Source organism: Castellaniella sp. WN, from assembly GCF_054457555.1.
In genome coordinates this window covers 293,603-312,358 of record NZ_JBTKZC010000001.1, presented here as the reverse complement: position 1 = coordinate 312,358, position 18,756 = coordinate 293,603, and the positions used below count along the sequence as shown (strand labels likewise).

Annotated in this window: 13 protein-coding genes and 1 riboswitch; of the genes, 11 read left to right on the top strand and 2 right to left on the bottom strand. The window is 67.7% G+C overall.

Annotation, left to right across the window (positions count from 1 at the left end; genetic code table 11):
• The first annotated feature begins 34 nt into the window (after positions 1-34).
• The 4 genes from ACTPOE_RS01380 (at position 35) to hutH (ending at position 6,216) form a co-directional block, all read left to right on the top strand.
• Positions 35-1,324: an amino acid aminotransferase gene (locus ACTPOE_RS01380; protein ID WP_458870401.1), complete on the top strand. Its 1,290-nt coding sequence runs from the start codon at positions 35-37 to the stop codon at positions 1,322-1,324.
• Positions 1,321-2,778: an FAD-binding oxidoreductase gene (locus ACTPOE_RS01375; RefSeq protein ID WP_458870400.1), complete on the top strand. Its 1,458-nt coding sequence runs from the start codon at positions 1,321-1,323 to the stop codon at positions 2,776-2,778. Before ACTPOE_RS01380 ends, ACTPOE_RS01375 begins: the two co-directional genes overlap by 4 nt.
• Positions 2,779-2,957: 179 nt before the next feature.
• The gene (gene hutU, locus ACTPOE_RS01370; protein WP_458870399.1) at positions 2,958-4,676 is read left to right on the top strand and encodes a urocanate hydratase; all 1,719 of its coding nucleotides are present in this window, start codon (positions 2,958-2,960) and stop codon (positions 4,674-4,676) included.
• Position 4,677: 1 nt separating this feature from the next.
• Positions 4,678-6,216 (top strand): histidine ammonia-lyase, encoded by a 1,539-nt coding sequence (hutH, locus tag ACTPOE_RS01365; protein WP_458870398.1) that lies wholly within the window; start codon positions 4,678-4,680, stop codon positions 6,214-6,216.
• On the opposite strand, the gene hutI is transcribed toward hutH, so the two are convergent.
• Positions 6,183-7,433 carry an imidazolonepropionase gene (gene hutI, locus ACTPOE_RS01360; RefSeq protein WP_458870397.1) on the bottom strand — a complete coding sequence of 417 codons (1,251 nt, stop codon included), beginning with the start codon at positions 7,431-7,433 and terminating at the stop codon, positions 6,183-6,185. The two genes, hutH and hutI, sit on opposite strands and share 34 nt — an antisense overlap.
• A gap of 247 nt (positions 7,434-7,680) precedes the next feature.
• Positions 7,681-7,773: riboswitch (TPP riboswitch) on the top strand.
• Between the two features lie 52 nt (positions 7,774-7,825).
• Between hutI and ACTPOE_RS01355 the strand changes: the two genes are divergently transcribed.
• Both ACTPOE_RS01355 and ACTPOE_RS01350 read left to right on the top strand, forming a co-directional pair.
• On the top strand, positions 7,826-9,091 hold the full coding sequence (locus ACTPOE_RS01355) for a purine-cytosine permease family protein (protein WP_458870396.1): 1,266 nt from the start codon (positions 7,826-7,828) through the stop codon (positions 9,089-9,091).
• Positions 9,092-9,194: 103 nt separating this feature from the next.
• On the top strand, positions 9,195-9,638 hold the full coding sequence (locus ACTPOE_RS01350; protein ID WP_458870395.1) for a nucleoside deaminase: 444 nt from the start codon (positions 9,195-9,197) through the stop codon (positions 9,636-9,638).
• 453 nt (positions 9,639-10,091) lie between these two features.
• On the opposite strand, the gene ACTPOE_RS01345 is transcribed toward ACTPOE_RS01350, so the two are convergent.
• Positions 10,092-12,371 carry a nitric-oxide reductase large subunit gene (locus ACTPOE_RS01345; protein WP_458870394.1) on the bottom strand — a complete coding sequence of 760 codons (2,280 nt, stop codon included), beginning with the start codon at positions 12,369-12,371 and terminating at the stop codon, positions 10,092-10,094.
• Positions 12,372-12,567: 196 nt separating this feature from the next.
• On the opposite strand from ACTPOE_RS01345, the gene norR reads away from it, so the two are divergent.
• The 5 genes from norR (at position 12,568) to ACTPOE_RS01320 (ending at position 18,724) form a co-directional block, all read left to right on the top strand.
• Complete coding sequence (gene norR / locus ACTPOE_RS01340) at positions 12,568-14,148, top strand: nitric oxide reductase transcriptional regulator NorR (RefSeq protein ID WP_458870393.1); 1,581 nt, start codon at positions 12,568-12,570, stop codon at positions 14,146-14,148.
• Between the two features lie 116 nt (positions 14,149-14,264).
• A complete protein-coding gene (locus ACTPOE_RS01335) occupies positions 14,265-16,055 on the top strand; it encodes an ABC transporter ATP-binding protein/permease (protein WP_458870392.1) in 1,791 nt (596 codons plus the stop codon).
• A 95-nt stretch (positions 16,056-16,150) separates the two neighbouring features.
• Positions 16,151-16,528 carry a SirB2 family protein gene (locus tag ACTPOE_RS01330; RefSeq protein ID WP_458870391.1) on the top strand — a complete coding sequence of 126 codons (378 nt, stop codon included), beginning with the start codon at positions 16,151-16,153 and terminating at the stop codon, positions 16,526-16,528.
• Between the two features lie 125 nt (positions 16,529-16,653).
• Complete coding sequence (locus ACTPOE_RS01325; protein ID WP_458870390.1) at positions 16,654-17,553, top strand: LysR substrate-binding domain-containing protein; 900 nt, start codon at positions 16,654-16,656, stop codon at positions 17,551-17,553.
• A complete protein-coding gene (locus tag ACTPOE_RS01320) occupies positions 17,540-18,724 on the top strand; it encodes a DUF3734 domain-containing protein (RefSeq protein WP_458870389.1) in 1,185 nt (394 codons plus the stop codon). Before ACTPOE_RS01325 ends, ACTPOE_RS01320 begins: the two co-directional genes overlap by 14 nt.
• Positions 18,725-18,756: the final 32 nt, after the last annotated feature.

Here is an 18,756-nt window from a genome sequence, read left to right as displayed (position 1 = left end):
CGCTGCCGATCGACCGCACAGGACATCGATCCCCATGTTCGCCCATATTCCCCCATTCGCCGGCGACCCGATCTTCGAGTTGGGCAATGCCTGCCGCCGCGACCCCAGAGCCGACAAGATCAACCTGACGGTCGGCCTCTATTACGACAAAGACGGCCGCATCCCGGTGCCGCAGTGCGTGCGGCAGGCCGAATCCCTGCTGGCGCAGCAGGTTCGGCCGCGCGTCTATCTGCCCATCGAGGGCCTGGAGTCCTACCGCCTGGCCGTGCAGCGGCTGGTGCTGGGCGCCGACAGCCCCGCCCTGCGCGACCAGCGGGTCGCCATGATCCAGAGCGTCGGCGGCACGGGGGCGCTGAAGGTCGGCGCGGACTTCCTGCACGCCGCCTGCCCCGACAGCGCCGTCTGGATCAGCGACCCGGCCTGGGATAATCATTTCGCCATTTTTTCCGGCGCGGGCCTCGCCACGCACCGTTATCCCTATTACGACCCCGCGACCCGGGGGGTGCGCTTCGACGCGATGATGGACACGCTGGCGGCGCTGCCGCCCCGCGGCATCGTGCTGCTGCATCCCTGCTGTCACAACCCCAGCGGGGCCGACCTGACGGCGGACCAGTGGCGCGCGCTGATCGCCCTGATGCAGCGCCTGAACCTGATCCCCTTCCTGGACCTGGCGTACCAGGGCTTCGGCAATGGTTTGGACGAAGACGCGCTGGCGGTGCGCCTGCTGGCCGAATCGGGCATGACGTACCTGGTGGCGAACTCCTTTTCCAAGAACTTCTCCTTTTACGGCGAACGCTGCGGCGGGCTGGCGGTGGTATGCGAACAGGCGGCCCACGTACCGGCCGTGCTGGGCCAGTTGATCGCCATCGTGCGGCGCATCTACTCCAACCCGCCCGCGCATGGCGCGCAAGTGATCGCCCAGGTGTTGGGCGACCCGGCGCTGGAGCGCCTGTGGCGGGACGAGGTCGCCGCCATGCGCGCCCGCATCCGGTCCATGCGCGCCCTGGTGGTGGAACAACTGGCCCGCAAGGCACCGGACTACCCCGCCCGCTACCTGCTGGAGCACCAGGGCATGTTCAGCCTGACGGGCCTGCGGCCCGAGCAGATCCTGATGCTGCGCGCGCGCCATGCCGTTTACCTGCTGGATTCAGGACGTATCTGCCTGCCGGGATTGAACACCCGAAACGTGGGACTGTTCACCGACGCCCTGGCCGACGTGCTGGCGCGTACCGGGCCGGTAGCCCGCTCACCAGCGCGCCGGGCCGTCCCGGGCGCGAATACCCCCCCCGAGGGGACGGCACGCGATGCCGAGGGGGCGCTATGAGCCGCGCCACGTCCCCCCGCCCCGCCGCGCAGGACACCCTGGATGCGCTCATGCGGACCGTGTCGTGCCTGCGGCCGGGCGCCGACGACATCGCCCGCTACCTGCGGGACGACAGCGGCCTGAAGGCAAGCGCTCCGCCCTATTGCGTCCTGCGCCCGCGCAGCACGGACGAGGTCGCCGCCATCGTGCGCGCCTGCCGGCGCGAGGACCGCGCCTTGACGATCCAGGGCGGACGCACCGGCCTGGCGGGCGGCGCCGTGCCGGATGCGGGCGACGTCGTGCTGTCGCTGGAACTGCTGGACCGGATCGAGCATCTGGATGCCGTCAGCGGCACGGTGACGGTGCAGGCCGGCATGGTGCTGGAAAACCTGTGCGCCGCCGTGGAAGCCCGGGGCTGGTATTTCCCCATGGATTGCGGAGCGCGGGCATCCTGCCAGATCGGCGGCAACATCGCCACCAATGTGGGCGGCAACCGGGTGCTGCGCTACGGCACGATGCGCGAACTGGTGCTGGGGCTGGAAGTCGTGCTGGCCGACGGCACGGTGCTGACCATGATGAACCAGGGCCTGAAAAACAACACCGGACTGGACCTGAAACACCTGTTCATCGGCACGGAAGGCACGCTGGGAATCATCACGAGAGCGGTGCTGCGGCTGTTTCCCAAGCCCGCCCGACGCCACAGCGCGCTGGTGGGGCTGGCCGGCTTCGACCAGCTGACGACGCTGTTGAAAGCCGCGCGCGGGCAACTGGCGACCCTGTCCTCGTTCGAGGTGATGTGGCGCGAATACCTGCGGGCGGCGGCCTCGACGACACATCGGGCGGAACCCTTCGACGGGGCCTGCCCGATCTGCGTGCTGCTGGAAGTGGAATCCTTCGAAGACGACTCCGCGCTCCAGGAAGCGCCCCGGCCCGATGCCGCCAGTGGATCCGGCGGGGACCGCGTTCAAGCCGATCTGCACCGCTTTCTGGAAACCTGCCTGGACAACGGCCTGGTGCGGGACGCGATCCTGCCGCACAGCCAGGAACAGGCCGCGCAGCTGTGGCGGCTGCGCGATGCGATCGGCGAGATCCTGCCGACGATGGCTCCCTACGTGGCTTTCGACATCGGCATCCCGCTGGCCCTGCTGCCGGATTTCATCGCTCGTGCGCAGCAGGCCCTGGCGGCCCGCTGGCCGGCGGCGCGGCAGCTGCTGTTCGGCCATCTGGGCGACGGCAATCTGCACCTGTCCACCGGACCTTACACGCCCGATGACCTGATGGCGGTCGAATCCCTGGTGTATCAGGAAGTCGAACGGGCAGGCGGCAGCATCTCGGCCGAACACGGCATCGGGCGCATCAAGAAACCCTTTCTATCACATAGCCGCAGCGCGCCCGAACGCGACCTGATGGCCGAAATCCGGCGGCTGCTGGATCCCCGGGCGCGGCTGAACCCCGGGCGCATCGTGGACGCCTGACGTCCGCTCCCGGCGGATCGGGGCCGGCTCACCCGGCCCGATCCGCCGCCATGGTGATGACGGGACCCGCCGTGCGCGGCCCCGCTGGCTTCCAGCCGGCATGCCCGGTCAATTTGTATAGACATTTATATAAAACAGATATACATTCCAGCTTGATACTTTCCGCACAGGAGCAGACCGTGTCCCATCCCCAAACAGACGATCCGCGTTACGACGCCAGCCGCGAAATCCACGCCCCCACGGGATCGCAATTGCATTGCCGCAACTGGACGATCGAGGCGGCCTATCGCATGATCCAGAACAACCTGGACCCGGCCGTAGCGGAAAACCCCAAGCACCTGGTGGTATACGGCGGCATCGGCCGCGCGGCGCGCAACTGGGCCTGCTACGACGCCATCCTGGACAGCCTGCGCGCCCTGGACGAAGATGAAACCCTGCTGGTGCAATCGGGCAAGCCGGTGGGAGTCTTCAAGACCCATGCGGACGCGCCGCGCGTACTGCTGGCCAATTCCAATCTGGTGCCCAAATGGGCCACCTGGGAAAAATTCAACGAACTGGACCGGGCAGGCTTGTTCATGTACGGACAGATGACGGCCGGCAGCTGGATCTACATCGGCAGCCAGGGCATCGTCCAGGGCACGTATGAAACCTTTGCCGAAGCGGGCCGCCAGCATTTTGGCGGCTCGTTCGCGGGGCGCTGGATCGTGACGGCGGGCCTGGGCGGCATGGGAGGGGCGCAGCCGCTGGCGGCGACCTTTGCCGGGGCCTGCTCGCTGATCATCGAATGCCAGCAGTCGCACATCGACTTCCGGCTGCGCACACGGTACCTGGACAAGCAGGCCCGCGACCTGGACGAAGCCCTGGTCATGATCGCAGAACACACGAGCCGCGAGGAAGCCGTATCCATCGGCCTGCTGGGCAATGCGGCCGACATCCTGCCGGAACTGGTCCGCCGCGTCCAGGCGGGCGGCCCTCGCCCCGACCTGATCACCGACCAGACATCGGCCCACGACCTGATCCACGGCTACCTGCCGTCCGGCTGGACAGTGGAGCAATGGCAGGCCGCCCAGCGCGACCCGGCCCGGCATACACGCCTGCGAACCGAGGCGGCACGGTCCTGCGCCCGCCACGTGCGGGCCATGCTGGACCTGCACGCCATGGGGATCCCCACTGTGGACTATGGCAACAATATCCGCCAGGTGGCCCATGACGAAGGCGTCACCGACGCCTTCGACTTCCCCGGTTTCGTGCCGGCCTATATCCGGCCGCTGTTCTGCGAGGGCAAGGGGCCTTTCCGCTGGGTGGCCCTGTCGGGAGACCCGGAAGACATCTACGCGACCGACCGCAAGCTGAAGGAACTGTTCCCCGACAACCACCACATGATCCGGTGGCTGGACATGGCCCGCGACCGCATCGCCTTCCAGGGGCTGCCGGCGCGCATCTGCTGGCTGGGTCTGGGCGAACGCCACCGTGCGGGGCTGGCCTTCAACGAGATGGTGCGCACGGGCGAGCTGAAAGCCCCCATCGTGATCGGCCGCGACCACCTGGACACAGGATCGGTGGCCAGCCCCAACCGCGAGACCGAAGCCATGCGCGACGGCACGGACGCCGTATCCGACTGGCCGCTGCTCAACGCCCTGCTGAACACGGCGGGCGGGGCCGGCTGGGTGTCGCTGCACCACGGCGGCGGAGTCGGCATGGGCTACAGCCAGCACGCCGGCATGGTGATCGTGGCCGACGGCACGGACGCCGCCGCCCGCCGTCTGGAGCGTGTGCTGATCAATGACTGCGGCAGCGGTGTGATGCGCCATGCCGACGCCGGCTACGAGCTGGCCATCGAGACTGCCCGGAACTTCGGCCTGAACCTGCCGATGATCCGCGCCACCGAAGGAAACTGAAATGAGCGACACTTTGACATTGACCCCTGGCGCATTGGATCTGGACCAGTTGCGGCGCATCTGGCAGGGTTCGGTGACGCTGGCCCTGCCCACCCAGGCCTACGCCGACATGGATGCCTCGGCAGCGGTCGTGCAGGCCATCATCGACCGGGGCGCCCCGGCCTATGGCATCAACACCGGTTTCGGCAAGCTGGCGCAGACGCGCATCCCAGACGACCAGCTGCAGACCCTGCAACGCAATCTGATCCTGTCACACTCCGTGGGCGTGGGCGATCCGCTGGACGCCCGCATCGTGCGCCTGCTGATGGCGATGAAGGTCGCCAGCCTGGCGCGCGGCTATTCCGGCATCCGGTCCGACGTGGTGCGCACCCTGCTGCAGGTCTTCAATGCCGGCCTGGTCCCGCACATCCCGGAAAAAGGCTCGGTGGGCGCCTCCGGCGACCTGGCGCCCCTGTCGCACATGACCCTGGCGCTGTTCGGCGAGGGCAACATCCTGCACGAAGGCCAGTGGCTGCCGGCCGGGCAGGCCCTGGCCCAGGCGGGCATCGCCCCCATCCACCTGGCCGCCAAGGAAGGGCTGGCCTTGATCAATGGCACGCAGGTGTCCACCGCCCTGGCGCTGCATGGATTGTTCCTGGCGGAGCACCTGTTCGACAGCGCCGTGCTGGCCGGGGCGCTGAGCGTCGACGCCGCCAAAGGCAGCGATGCGCCGTTCGATCCGCGCGTGCATGAAATCCGCGGCCAGCCGGGGCAGATCGAGGTCGCCCGCCGCTACCGAGCCCTGCTGGAGGGCAGCGCGATCCGGGCATCCCACCTGGTGTCGGACAACAAGGTGCAGGATCCCTACAGCCTGCGCTGCCAGCCCCAGGTGATGGGCGCCATCCACGACCTGATGGACCAGGCCTCGCGCACGCTGCTGACCGAAGCCAACGCCGTGACCGACAATCCGCTGGTTTTCCCGGGACGCGACGGGCAGCCGGATCAGGTGATCTCGGGCGGCAATTTCCACGCCGAGCCCGTGGCGTTCGCCGCCGACATCCTGGCGCTGGCGATTGCGGAAATCGGCGGCCTGGCCGAACGCCGCGTGGCGCTGCTGATCGACGCCAGCATTTCCGGCCTGCCACCGTTCCTGGTGCCGGAACCGGGCCTGAATTCCGGTTTCATGATCGCGCACGTGACCGCCGCCGCGCTGGCATCGGAAAACAAGTCGCTGGCGCACCCGGGCAGCGTGGACAGCCTGCCTACATCAGCGAACCAGGAGGACCACGTCAGCATGGCGACATTCTCCGCCCGGCGGCTGGCCGACATGGCCCGCAACACGGCGCACATCGTCGGCATCGAACTGCTGTGCGCGGCCCAGGGCATCGATTTCCACGCTCCTCTGACGACATCCGCCCCGCTGCGGGCGCTGCACCGGCAGATCCGCCGGGACGTGCCGTTCTACGACCGCGACCGCCTGCTGGCCCCCGACCTGGACATCGTCGGGCGCCGGGTACTGGAAGGCGACTACCGGGTGGACTGGAAGACGATCCTGCCCTGACGCACGACTTGACGGCAGCGCGGCAGGCCCATCCAGTAGGCCAGTTCCGCCGGGCTGTCGACGTCCCAGACCGCGAAATCGGCGGGATGGCCGACGGCCAGGCGCCCGCTGACGCCCGCGCACCCCAGGGCGTCGGCGGCATGGCGAGTGACGCCGTCCAGGGCTTCGGCCACCGTCATCCGGAACAGGGTACAAGCCATATTCATCATCAGCAACAGGGATGTGGCCGGCGAAGTGCCGGGATTGCAGTCGGTCGCCAGCGCCATGGGCACCCCTTGGCGGCGCAGCAGTTCGATGGGCGGCTGGTGCGTATCCCGCAGGAAATAGTAGGCGCCCGGGAGCAGCACGGCCACCATGCCGGCCCGCCGCATGGCTTGCGCGCCGGCTTCGTCCAGCCATTCCAGATGGTCGGCCGATAGCGCCCCATACCGGGCGGCCAGGGCCGCGCCTCCCATCGGGGACAGCTGTTCGGCATGCATCTTCACAGGCAGGCCGCGTCGCGTGGCGGCCTGCAGCACACGTTCGGACTGCGCCAGGCTGAAGCCGATGCCTTCGCAAAAGACATCCACGGCATCGACCAGGCCCTCGTCGTCCAGGGCCGGCAGCATGGTGCCGCACACCAGATCGATATAGTCATCGGCCCGGCCCGCGTATTCCGGCGGCAGGGCATGAGCTCCCAGAAAGGTGGTGCGCACGGTGACGGGCCGTGCCCGGCCCAGGCGCCGGGCGACTCGCAACATCTTGCGTTCGGTGTCCAGATCGAGGCCATAGCCGGATTTGATCTCGATGGCAGTCACACCTTCGGCCCGCAGTGCGTCCAGCCGCCCCAGCGCCTGCTGGAACAGGACGTCTTCGCCGGCCGCCCGCGTGGCCCGCACGCTGGACACGATGCCTCCGCCCTGACGGGCGATTTCCTCGTACCCGGCGCCCGCCAGGCGCAGCGCGAATTCATCGGCCCGCTGACCGCCGTGGACCAGGTGGGTGTGGCAGTCGACCAGGCCCGGGGTGACCAGGGCGCCGCCCAGGTCGTGTCGCGGCGCGTCCTGGAAACCGGCTGGCGCCTGGCCCGCCGCGCCCAGCCAGGAGATGCGTGCTCCATCGACCGCCAGGTCGCAGGGCGGCACCGGACCGGACCGCCAGCCGGGCGGTACGATGCGCAGGTTCTTCCACAAGATGCGATCGGACGGAGGGACGACGGTTTCCTGGACGAGCGGCATTCTGGACTCTCCAGATATTTTTGTATAGACAACACGAGGCATTATGCCTGCCGAGGGCCTTCCGGACAAGAGAAGCCCCAGAGAAGCCCCGGTCAGCGAAGCCACCGTCAATGAATGCACTGGCGCAACGCCAGGATGCCCGCGCACCCCGGGCCGGACGCCCGCGCACCGCACCGGCACCAATGTCCTCGTCCGCTTGCCCGGCCGCCGGACCGATCCTACAATCGAACCCGATTCGCCTTTTACCGAGCCTCGCTAGGGGTGCCGCCGCAGCGGCTGAGACAGTCCCTTCGAACCTGATTGAGATCATCCTCGCGCAGGAAAGCAGCTCGCAACGACGGCGGTTTTCCCGTCGCCCGCGTCTGCCTACTGCCTTTTCCGACAGGCATGCCATGCAGACATCCGCTTCCCCGACCTCATCTTCCCCCGAACGGGTGTTCGGCTGGCACAACCACGCAGCCCTGTGGTTCAGCCTGGGCGTGGGCCTGTTGGTGATCCAGGTCGGCGCCTACCTGGTGCCGGCGCTGGGCACACGCGACGCTCTCGTCTCCGTGGCCGCCGGCTCGATCCTGGGCGCCGGCCTGCTGGCCTGGGTGGCCCGCCTGGGCTGCGACAGCGGCCTGTCCAGCGCCGGCCTGATCCATGCCGCCTACGGCCAAGGCTTCGCCCGGCTGCCCGTGCTGCTGAACGTCGTGCAGCTGCTCGGCTGGGCGACCTTCGAACTGGTGGTGATGCGCGACGGCACCGCCGCCATCGCCCGCCAGGCCCTGAGCCTGGACACGGGCCCGGTGCTGCCCACCCTGTTCTGGGGACTGGTCGTCCTGGGCCTGCTGCGCGGCTCCATGATCACCCTGGTGCGACGCATCGTCAGCCGTGTCGGCCTGCCCCTGGTGATCCTGTCGCTGATCTGGCTGACCGTCCAGTTCGCCCTCAAGCTGGACGCCGACGGACTGCGCGCCCTGTGGCTGCGCACTGGCGACGGCAGCATGAACGCCTTCCAGGCGCTGGACCTGGTGATCGCCATGCCGGTGTCCTGGCTGCCGCTGGTCGCGGACTACGCCCGGCACGGCCGCAGCGGCCGGGGAGCCCTGGGCGGCACCTGGCTGGGCTACGCGATCGCCAACATCTGGTGCTATGCGCTGGGCGTGCTGGTGATCGCCGTCACCGGACCGGATCTTGACATGGTCGCCGCCCTGCTCTTGGCGCAGGGCGGCCTGGTGGCCCTGGGCCTGATCCTGATCGACGAACTGGACAACACCTACGGAGACCTGTATTCGGGTTCCGTGTCCGCCCACAGCCTGTGGCGGGGCGCGAGCCTGAAGACCTGGGGTACGCTTCTCGCCGCGGCCTCGATCGGACTGGCGATGGTGCTGCCCATGCACACGCTGGAGCCGTTCCTGCTGACGCTCAGCTCGGTCTTCGTACCGCTGTTCGGCACCATCCTCGGACGCCTGGGCACGCAGCCCGCCCGCCTGGCCGACGCGCCGCGCGCTCTGCACGCCGCCCCGGCCCTGACCTGGGTGCTGGGAGTCGCCGTCTACCACGCCCTGGCGCAATGGGCGCCGGACTACGGCAGCGCCCTGCCGACGCTGCTGCTGACCTTCGCCCTGGGCGCGCTCGGCGCGCGCGCCGGCGCGCGATCCGCGCAAACCGCCTGATCCTCCGTGACGTCCGGCGACGCCTTTCGGGTCATCCCGGCTTCCTCCGGCGGCCTCGCGCCCCTATCATGCAGGCTACGACGACTTTCCGGGAAACGAGGCCATGAGCAGCAACCCCTTCATGCAGGCAGCCATCGAGGAAGCACGCCGTGGACTGGCCGAGGGCGGCATCCCCATCGGATCGGCGATCGAATATCGCGGCGAGATCATCGGCCGGGGCCACAACCAGCGTGTGCAGAAGGGCAGCGCAATCCTGCACGGCGAAATGGACGCACTCGAAAACGCCGGTCGCCGGACGGCCGACGTCTATCGAGAATCGGTGCTCTACACCACCTTGTCACCCTGCGCCATGTGCAGCGGCACGATCCTGCTGTATGGCATCCCCCGGGTGGTCATCGGCGAGAACCGGACGTTCATGGGCGAGGAGAAACTGCTGCGCTCACGAGGCGTCGAGATCGAGGTCCTGCAGGACCCGGAATGCCTGGAACTGATGCGCCGCTTCATCGCCGAAAACCCGCGCCTCTGGAACGAGGACATCGGGGTCTGAACGGCGCATACGGCGGTTCAGTGGATACGCTGGAGGCGAACCACGGTCTCATGGATCGAGACCAGTCCAAACCGCTGGAACCAGGCATTCTGGGAACGCCTGTTGCATATCGCGTTCCACGACACGCTCCATGAGCGCGTCGTCCTACTCTCGGTATCCTCCGTTCGGGCCTTCGCTGTCGGTTTCGGCCTCCCCGGCCCAGTCTCCAGCTACTATGCCCTCTGCTGACTTCTGATCGTCAAGCCAGCGCTTTGCCATCCGGCTTCCTTCAGACTCGCGGCCGCCCGCGAAACCCTTGCCGTAGGCCAACTCTTCCCCTTGTCGGGCGAGTAAGGGACTTGCACCCTCCAGTGGGTGCGCCCTGCCGGGCGCACGAATGAAAAAACCCGCCTCTTCCGAGGCGGGCCGGACCGGGGGCCTGTTTCAGGCGCCCCTTTTGCAAGATGAAGCTTCTTACGTCCGCTGCGCGGCCAGGCCGGCGTCGGCGACCGGCGCGGCCGCCTTGCCGTCGAACAGGGCGGTCACGACCTGCCACATCACGCCCAGGCCGCCGACGATGAACACCACGTCGCCGAAGGTGCGGGTCCAGCGCAGGGTCTGCAGGATATCCTGCTGCATGAAGGCTTCGCTGCGAGCCCACCAAGTGCCCACGCTGACGCTGGCGTGGAACTGCATCAGGCCGATCGGCAGCAGGCTCAAGGTGATCATCATCACCAGGCCGATGTTCATGCACCAGAACGCGGTGTTCATGAGGCTGTCGTTGAACCGCATGTTCGGACGCACGTAGCGCAGCACGAACAGGGTGAAACCCAGGGCCAGGAAGCCGTACACGCCGAACAGGGCCGCGTGCGCGTGCACCGCCGTGGTGTTCAGGCCCTGCACGTAGTAGAGCGAGATCGGCGGGTTGACCATGAAGCCGAACACCCCGGCGCCGAGCATGTTCCAGAAAGCCACGGCGACGAAGAACTTCAGCGGCCAGCGCAGGTTCTCCATCCAGGGCGCGCGGGCCTTCAGGCGCCAGTTCTCCCAGGCCTCGTAGCCCAGCACGACCAGCGGCACGACTTCCAGGGCGCTGAACGAGGCGCCGATGGCCATGATCGGGGTGGTGGTGCCGGAGAAGTACAGGTGGTGCATGGTGCCCGGGGTGCCGCCCAGCATGAACAGCACGGCCGAGCTCAGGCTGGCGATCGTGGCGCCGCGCTTGGACACCAGGCCCATGGTCGAGAAAATGAAGGCCAGCGCCGTGGTGGCGAACACTTCGAAGAAGCCTTCGACCCACAGGTGCACCACCCACCAGCGCCAGTATTCCATGATGGTGATGTTGGTCTTTTCACCATAGGCCAGGCCGGCGCCGTAGAACAGGCCGATGCAGATCACCGAGGCGCTGAACAGGGCCAGCAGGTTCTTGTCGCCCTTCAGCTTGAGCGCCGGCACGATACCGCGCAGCATCAGGACCAGCCAGAACACGATGCCCAGGAACTTGCCGATCTGCCACAGGCGGCCGAGCTCGACGTATTCATAGCCCTGGTGGCCGAGCCAGAAACTCCATTCGGCCGGGATCAGGTGGGCGATGGCGGCGAAGTTGCCGGTGAACGAACCCACGACCACCAGGATCAGCGCCCAGAACAGGATGTCCACGCCGAGCTTCTGGTGCTTGGGGTCCTTGCCGCCGTTGAGGATCGGCACCAGGAACAGGCCCGCGGCCAGGAAGCCGGTGGCGATCCAGAACAGGGCGGCCTGGATATGCCAGGTGCGCACCAGGGAATACGGCAGCCATTTGGACACGTTGATGCCGTAGAAGGTCTGGCCCTCGACCGTGTAGTGCGCGGTGAAGCCGCCGATGAAAATCTGCGCGACGAACAGGGCCACGACCAGGAACAGATACTTGCCCAGGCCGCGCTGCGAGGCGGTCAGCGGAATCTGCAGGATCGGATCGCGCGCCGGCGCGGGGCCGTCGTCATGTTCCTTGTGCGTGAACGCCCAGGCCCAGACCAGCAGGCCCACGCCCGCGATCAGAATGATCACGCTCATGATGGACCAGATCACGTTTTCCGCCGTCGGCACGTTGTCGATCAGCGGCTCATGCGGCCAGTTGTTGGTATAGGTGGCGACGCTGTCGGGCCGGTCGGTCGAGGCGGCCCAGGCGGTCCAGAAGAAAAAGTCCGCCAGTCGGGCGCGGGCTTCCGGCGACGGCAGCGTATCTTCCTTCATGGCGAAGTGCTTGCGCGATTCGTGCAGGGAGGCGTCGTCGCCGAACAGCTTGTCGTAGTACGCGGCCGTCTGGACGATCGCCTGGGCGCGCCGGTCGGATATCGTGACGACGCCCGTGGCGGCGTCGTAGGTGTTCTTGCGATATTCTTCCTTCAGGCGGCGCTGCAGCGAGGCCTGAGCGTCCGCGTCCAGTTGGGCGAACTTCATCCCATACTGTTCCTGCGCGGCCAGGTCGAGCCAGGCCGTCAGTTCACGGTGCAGCCAATCGGCGGTCCAGTCCGGCGCCTGGTAGGCGCCGTGCCCCAGGATCGAACCGACCGTCATCCCGCCCGCCGACTGCCAGGCGCTCTGGCCATCCAGGATCTGAGTCTCGGTCGTCAGGACCTTGCCGCCGGCCGTGACCACCTGCGCCGGAATGGGAGGTGCGTGGTGATAGACTTCCTTGCCCATCCACCCCAGGATGGCAAAGGACACCAAAAGGACGCCGATCAGCGTCCACCATAACTTCTTGTACTCACCCATTCTGCGCTCCTTCTGCAGCCGCGAGAGGTTCCTGATACGGCGCCTGGAAGACGCCACGTGGTTTGCTTCACTTTTCATAAAGCAATAAGCGTGCCAACTACAGCACCTAGGGAAACTACTGACGCAGATCAAATGCGGTATTTTTTACCCTTTTCAACAGGGTAAAAAATACCTTTGAATGGTATAAAATACCCATATGGAAACCACGCTGCTCGATGACCTGTCCGCCGACCTGCCCGACGGCGTGCGCCTGCAGCGCGCCGCCACGGCCATCCGCGAGGCCTTCGCCTGCGACGCCGTCGGCCTGTTGATGCTGGACGCCGCCGACACCCTGCACCTGGTCGCCGCCGCCGGCCTGGCCCATGAAGCCCTGGGGCGACGTTTCGTCGTCGCCCAGCATCCGCGCTTCGCCACCATCCTGTCGCGCCGAGAGCCCACCTGGTTCGACCCCGAAAGCGTGCTGCCAGACCCCTACGACGGCCTGCTGGACGACCGCAAAGGCTCGCCGCTGCCGGTGCACGACTGCATGGGCATGACGCTGTACCGCCAGGATCGCCCCTGGGGCATCATGACCCTGGACGCGCTCACGACCGGTGCCTTCGACGAGGCCGCGCGCGCGCGGCTGCTGCGGCTCGGCCTGATCCTGCAGGCCGCCGTGCGGGTCACCGACCTGGAACGAGAGAACCGCCAACTGCGCCAACTGGGCAGCACACAGCAGGGGCTGGAACGCATCGGCGAGGCCACCGAGATCCTGGGGCACAGCGAAGCCATCCAATCGCTGCTGCATGAGCTGGACCTGGTGGCCGACTCGGACCTGCCCATTCTGCTGCTGGGCGAGACCGGCGTGGGCAAGGACCTGTTCGCCCGCCGCCTGCACCGGCGCTCGCGCCGCAGCCAGCAGCCCATGATCCAGGTGAACTGCGCGGCGCTGCCGGAATCCCTGGCGGAAAGCGAGCTCTTCGGCCACGTGAAGGGCGCCTTTTCCGGGGCGACATCCGACCGCCCCGGGCGCTTCGAGGCCGCCCAGGGCGGCACCCTGTTCCTGGACGAGGTCGGCGAACTCCCGCTCAGCCTGCAGGCCAAACTGCTGCGGGTGCTGCAGAACGGCGAGATCCAGCGGCTGGGCACGGACCAGGTCATCAAGACCGACGTGCGCATCATCGCCGCCACCAATCGCGACTTGAAGGCCAACACCCAGGCGGGGCTGTTCCGCACCGACCTGTACCACCGGCTTTCGGTCTACCCTATTCCGATCCCGCCGCTGCGCGAGCGCGACCGCGACGTCCTGATCCTGGCCGGCCATTTCCTGGAATTCAGCCGCGCGCGCCTGGGGCTGCGCGGCGTGCGCCTGTCTTACGAGGCCGAACGCGCCCTGCGCCAGTACCCCTGGCCCGGCAACGTCCGCGAACTGGAACACGTGATCAGCCGCGCGGCGCTGAAGATGCTCAGCCGCGGCGCCTCGCGCGACCAGGTGCTGACCATCGGCCCGGAGCTACTGGACCTGGACATCGCCCCGCCCGAGCCTCCCGCCGGCGCCCCGGCGCAGGCCCGCTCGGACGGCGAGCCCGCACCGGCGACCGAACCTCCGCCTCCCGAGGCCGTCCCGCCGCTGCGCGACAGCGTCGAGGCCTGCCAGCGCCGCGCCATCGGCGAGGCCCTGGCCGCCACCCACGGCAACTGGGCCCAGGCCGCGCGCGTGCTGGGACTGGACCCCAGCAACCTGCACAAGCTCGCACGCCGCCTGGGCATGAAGCACGAGCCCGGCGCCCTGTCCTGAACCGGCGCCGGCCGGAACTATTCCGCATCCGGGCGCCTCCAACTACAATCCTCAAGCTCGGCCGGTTCGCCGGTTCGGCGGGCGCCTCCGATCACCCATCAAGGAACCGCACTCCCATGCAATGGCAAGACGTCCTGATCGAAAGCGGCCTGTGGCTGGCCAAAGCTTACGCGCTCACTCTGCTGATCGGCGTCGCCGTCGTCTGGGGCCTGACACGCCTCACGCGCTGGGGACGGCAGTTCCGTCGCCTGAGCGCCGGCTACTTCTCCCCGCGCCGCAGCTGGAAACCACTGGCCGGCGTCGCGCTGATCCTGCTGCTGACGCTCGCGGCCGTGCGCCTGGACGTGCTGTTTTCCAATTGGTACAACACCATGTACAGCGCGCTGCAGGCACTGGACGAACCAGGCTTCTGGGCGGCCATGCTGCTGTTCTCGCTGCTGGCGGCCGTCCACGTGATCCGCTCCCTGTTCGATTTCTACGTGCAGCAGGCTTTCGTCGTGCACTGGCGCGAATGGCTCAATGAACAGCTGCTGAGCCGCTGGATGCAGGGCCAGGCCTACTACCGCTCGCAATCGCTCAGCCACCTGGCCGACAACCCGGACCAGCGGATCCAGCAGGACATCACCAACTTCGCCCAGAGCTCCATGACCCTGGCCGTGGGGCTGATCAACGCGCTCGTATCCACCATCGCCTTCACCGTGATCCTGTGGAACCTGTCCGGCCCCATGACCGTACTGGGTCACGAAATCCCCCGTGCCATGGTGTTCCTGGTCTTCATCTACGTATTCCTGGCCACCCTGTTCGCCATCTGGATCGGCAAGCCGCTCATCCGGCTGAACTTCCTGAACGAAAAGCTGAACGCCGACTACCGCTACGCTCTGGTACGCGTGCGCGAATACGCTGAAAGCATCGCCTTCTACCGGGGCGAGCGCGTCGAGGGCCGGACGCTGCGCCACGGCTTCGCCCAGGTGATCGGCAACGCCTGGGACATCATCCACCGGTCCCTGAAATTCCTCGGCTTCAACTTCGTCGTGACCCAGACCGCCGTGGTCTTTCCCTTCATCCTCCAGGCAGCGCGATTCTTCTCCAAGCAGATCAGTCTGGGCGACCTGATCCAGACCGCCCAGGCCTTCGGCCGCCTGCAGGACAATCTGTCCTTCTTCCGCAACATCTACGACAGCTTCGCCACCTACCGCGCCACGCTGGAGCGTCTGGCCGGATTCGACGACACCATCGACGCGGCCCGCGCCATGGAACTGCCGCGCACCCACCAGGACGGCAGCCGCCTGGCGCTGCTGGGCGTGACCGTGAACCGCCCCGACGGCCACTCACTGATCCGCGACCTGAGCCTGGAAGTCGCCCCCGGCCAGCCGCTGCTGGTGCGTGGTCCGTCCGGTTCGGGCAAGACCACGCTGCTGCGCATGATCGCCGGCATCTGGCCGCACGGATCGGGCGAAATCATCCGCCCGGACATCTCCGCCCTGTTCCTGGCCCAGAAGCCCTATCTGCCCCTGGGCACCCTGCGCCAGGCCCTGCACTACCCGCAGCCAGCCGACGCGGTCCCGCCCGGACAGGATGATGCCATCCTGGACCGCGTGCAGCTGGGTCACCTGCGCGACCGGCTCGACGTCGAAGACGACTGGAGCCGCATCCTGTCGCTGGGGGAACAGCAGCGCCTGGCCTTCGGCCGCCTGCTGATCGCCCGGCCGCAGGCCGCGTTCCTGGACGAGGCCACGTCCGCCATGGACGAGGGCCTGGAGGACGCCATGTACCGCCTGCTGCGAGAACAGCTGCCGGAGGCCCGCATCATCAGCGTGGGCCACCGCAGCACCCTGCGCCGGCATCATGGCTTCGAACTGTCTCTGCAGGGCGAAAGCGGTGGCTGGACTCTGAATCCGATCGAGTGAACCCGCGCCGACGACCGGGTCATGGCGGCCCGGCGTTCCCCGGTACGGTACACTCGCCTTGGCCGCATCGGTCCGCCGCACCCGCTTCCCATGCCATGAATTACTACTTCCCCATCAAGCATCTGCACGTCACGGCCGTCAGCCTGAGCATCGTCCTGTTCCTCATCCGGGCCTACTGGTCCGTGACCGGATCGCCCCTGCTGCAGAACCGCCTGGTACGCATCCTGCCGCACGTGATCGACACCGTGCTGCTGACCTGCGGCGTGATCCTGGCGGCCATGATCGGCCCCGAACAGCCCTGGATCCTGACCAAGATCGTGCTGCTGATCGCCTACATCGGCGTGGGCTCGTACGCCATCAAGCGCGGCCGCACGCCCCGGGCACGGCTGGTCGCCGCCGTATTCGCCGTGGCGATCTTCGCCTATATCGTCGGCGTGGCCCTGAGCAAGAGCCCCGCGTCCTGGTTCGCCTGAGGCGGAACCGCGCGAGACGCAAGGCGCGGATACGCAGGGCGGCACGCGCCGTCCATCAGTCATCCCGGATTTTCACCGGCCGTGATATAAATAAAACTGATATTCGCCAAGGGGATCCGACCTCCATGCTCGGCCTCAGCATCCGCCAGATCGAAGTCTTCGTCGCGGTCGCCACGGCCGGGGGCGTGCACCAGGCCGCCGACCAGTTGCACCTGACCCAGCCCGCCGTCAGCATGGCGCTGGGCGAACTAGAACGCCAGTTGGGCGTCGCCCTGTTCGACCGCGAGCGAGGCCGCCTGCGCCTGAACGCCCAGGGCGCGGAACAGCTGCCCCTCGCCCGCGAGATCCTGGAGCGCCTGAACGACATGCAGCGCCGCCATCGGGACGCCCGCGGCGCCCTGGAAGGTGAACTGCGCATCGGCGCCAGCAATACGGTCGGCAACTATCTGGTGGGGGAACTTCTGGGCCCCATCGCTGCCCAACATCCCATGGTCGCCCTGCACCTGACCGTGGACAACACCCGTGACATCACGCGCATGCTGCTCGACCATGCCGTCGACATCGCCTGCGTCGAAGGTCCCGTGCATCATGCCCAGCTCGAAACCCTGCCCTGGCGCGACGACGCGCTGGTCGTCTGCGCCGCTCCGGCGCATCCCCTGGCGCAACGCGCGCGGCTGCAGCCCCGGGATTTCGCGGACGCGCGCTGGGTCCTGCGCGAACGCGGCTCGGCCACCCGCAGCCTGACCGAACAGGCCATGACCGCGCTGCCCCCGGGGCGCATCCTGCTCGAACTGGGCCAGATCGAGGCCATCAAGCAGGCCGTGATCGCCGGCCTGGGCATCGCCTGCCTGCCCTACGCCGCCACCCTGGACGCCGTGGCGACGGGCCGGCTGCGCGTGCTGCGCACACCGTTCCTGCGACTGGACCGGCGCCTGTCCATCGTGCTGCACCGCAGCCGCTATCGCGGCGCCCTGATCGAAGCTTTCCTGCAATCACTGAAGACCATACCTCATGCCCAAGACTGAATCCCGCCCCGCCGTCACGGCCCACGCCTACGAAACCCGCGCCCTGGTGCTGCAAGGCGGCGGCGCCCTGGGCGCCTACCAGGCCGGCGTCTACGAAGGCCTGCACGAGGCGGGCATCGAACTGACCGATCTGGCGGGCATCTCCATCGGCGCGCTAAACGCCGCCATCATTGCCGGCAACCCGGCCGAACGGCGCATCGAACGGCTTCATTCCTTCTGGAACACCATCTGCCAGCCCTACGTCGGCCCGGTGGCCAATCCGCTGCTGGAACACAGCCTGTTCCAGATCAACGACCTGGCGCGCCAGTTCCTGGGCGCCCTGCACGCCGGCAGCGCCCTGATGGTCGGACAGAAAGGCTTCTTCCGCCCGCGCTTCCCGCCCGCGGCCCTGTCCGCCGCCCTGGACCCGGCCTGCGTCGGCCACTACGACACCCGCCCGCTGAAGGAAACGCTGGAGTCCCTGTGCGACTTCGACCGCATCAATGACGGCGGGCTGCGCGTGTCGATCGGCGCCGTCAACGTGCGCACCGGCAACTTCGCCTACTTCGACAATCGCCACGTCCGCCTGCGACCGGAGCACTTCATGGCCTCGGGCGCCCTGCCCCCGGCCTTCCCGGCCATCGAGATCGACGGCGAGTATTACTGGGACGGCGGTCTGGTGTCCAACACTCCCCTGTCCTGGATCCTGGAACAGAACCTGGCCCGCGACACGCTGGTGTTCCAGGTGGACCTGTGGTCGGCGCGCGGCCCGGTGCCGCGCAGCCTGAGCGAAGTCGGCGACCGAGTCCAGGACATCCGCTACTCCAGCCGCACCCGGCTTGTGACCGACCAGATGCAGGCCTACCGCCGGATGCAGCGCCTGCTACGCCAGGTCCTGGACCGCGTGCCGGCCGGGCAGCGCGACGGCGACCCGGCCTGCAGGCTGGCCGCCGATCTGGCCAGCGACAAACGCAGCAACATCATCCACCTGATCTACCGCGACAAGCCCTACGAGCAGCACTTCCGCGACTACCAGTTCGGCCTGGCGACGATGCGGGAGCACTGGGCCACGGGGCTGCAGGACATCCGCAAGACGCTGGCCCATTCCCGGTACCTGGCGATGCCCGAAAACGCGGCCGGGTTCATCACCCACGACGTGCACCGCGACGAGATCGAGGAAGGAATGAAATAATCGTCCCGCCGGGCCGGCCGGCGGGTCCGCGG

What these genes read in the sequence shown, in the direction of transcription:
- ACTPOE_RS01335 (WP_458870392.1), top strand. Translation starts at nt 14,265, where the DNA reads ATGCAATGGCAAGACGTCCTGATCGAAAGCGGCCTGTGGCTGGCCAAA.
- ACTPOE_RS01330 (WP_458870391.1), top strand. Translation starts at nt 16,151, where the DNA reads ATGAATTACTACTTCCCCATCAAGCATCTGCACGTCACGGCCGTCAGC.
- hutI (WP_458870397.1), bottom strand. Translation starts at nt 7,433, where the DNA reads ATGCCGCTCGTCCAGGAAACCGTCGTCCCTCCGTCCGATCGCATCTTG.
- ACTPOE_RS01325 (WP_458870390.1), top strand. Translation starts at nt 16,654, where the DNA reads ATGCTCGGCCTCAGCATCCGCCAGATCGAAGTCTTCGTCGCGGTCGCC.
- ACTPOE_RS01350 (WP_458870395.1), top strand. Translation starts at nt 9,195, where the DNA reads ATGAGCAGCAACCCCTTCATGCAGGCAGCCATCGAGGAAGCACGCCGT.
- ACTPOE_RS01320 (WP_458870389.1), top strand. Translation starts at nt 17,540, where the DNA reads ATGCCCAAGACTGAATCCCGCCCCGCCGTCACGGCCCACGCCTACGAA.
- ACTPOE_RS01355 (WP_458870396.1), top strand. Translation starts at nt 7,826, where the DNA reads ATGCAGACATCCGCTTCCCCGACCTCATCTTCCCCCGAACGGGTGTTC.
- norR (WP_458870393.1), top strand. Translation starts at nt 12,568, where the DNA reads ATGGAAACCACGCTGCTCGATGACCTGTCCGCCGACCTGCCCGACGGC.
- hutH (WP_458870398.1), top strand. Translation starts at nt 4,678, where the DNA reads ATGAGCGACACTTTGACATTGACCCCTGGCGCATTGGATCTGGACCAG.
- ACTPOE_RS01375 (WP_458870400.1), top strand. Translation starts at nt 1,321, where the DNA reads ATGAGCCGCGCCACGTCCCCCCGCCCCGCCGCGCAGGACACCCTGGAT.
- ACTPOE_RS01380 (WP_458870401.1), top strand. Translation starts at nt 35, where the DNA reads ATGTTCGCCCATATTCCCCCATTCGCCGGCGACCCGATCTTCGAGTTG.
- ACTPOE_RS01345 (WP_458870394.1), bottom strand. Translation starts at nt 12,371, where the DNA reads ATGGGTGAGTACAAGAAGTTATGGTGGACGCTGATCGGCGTCCTTTTG.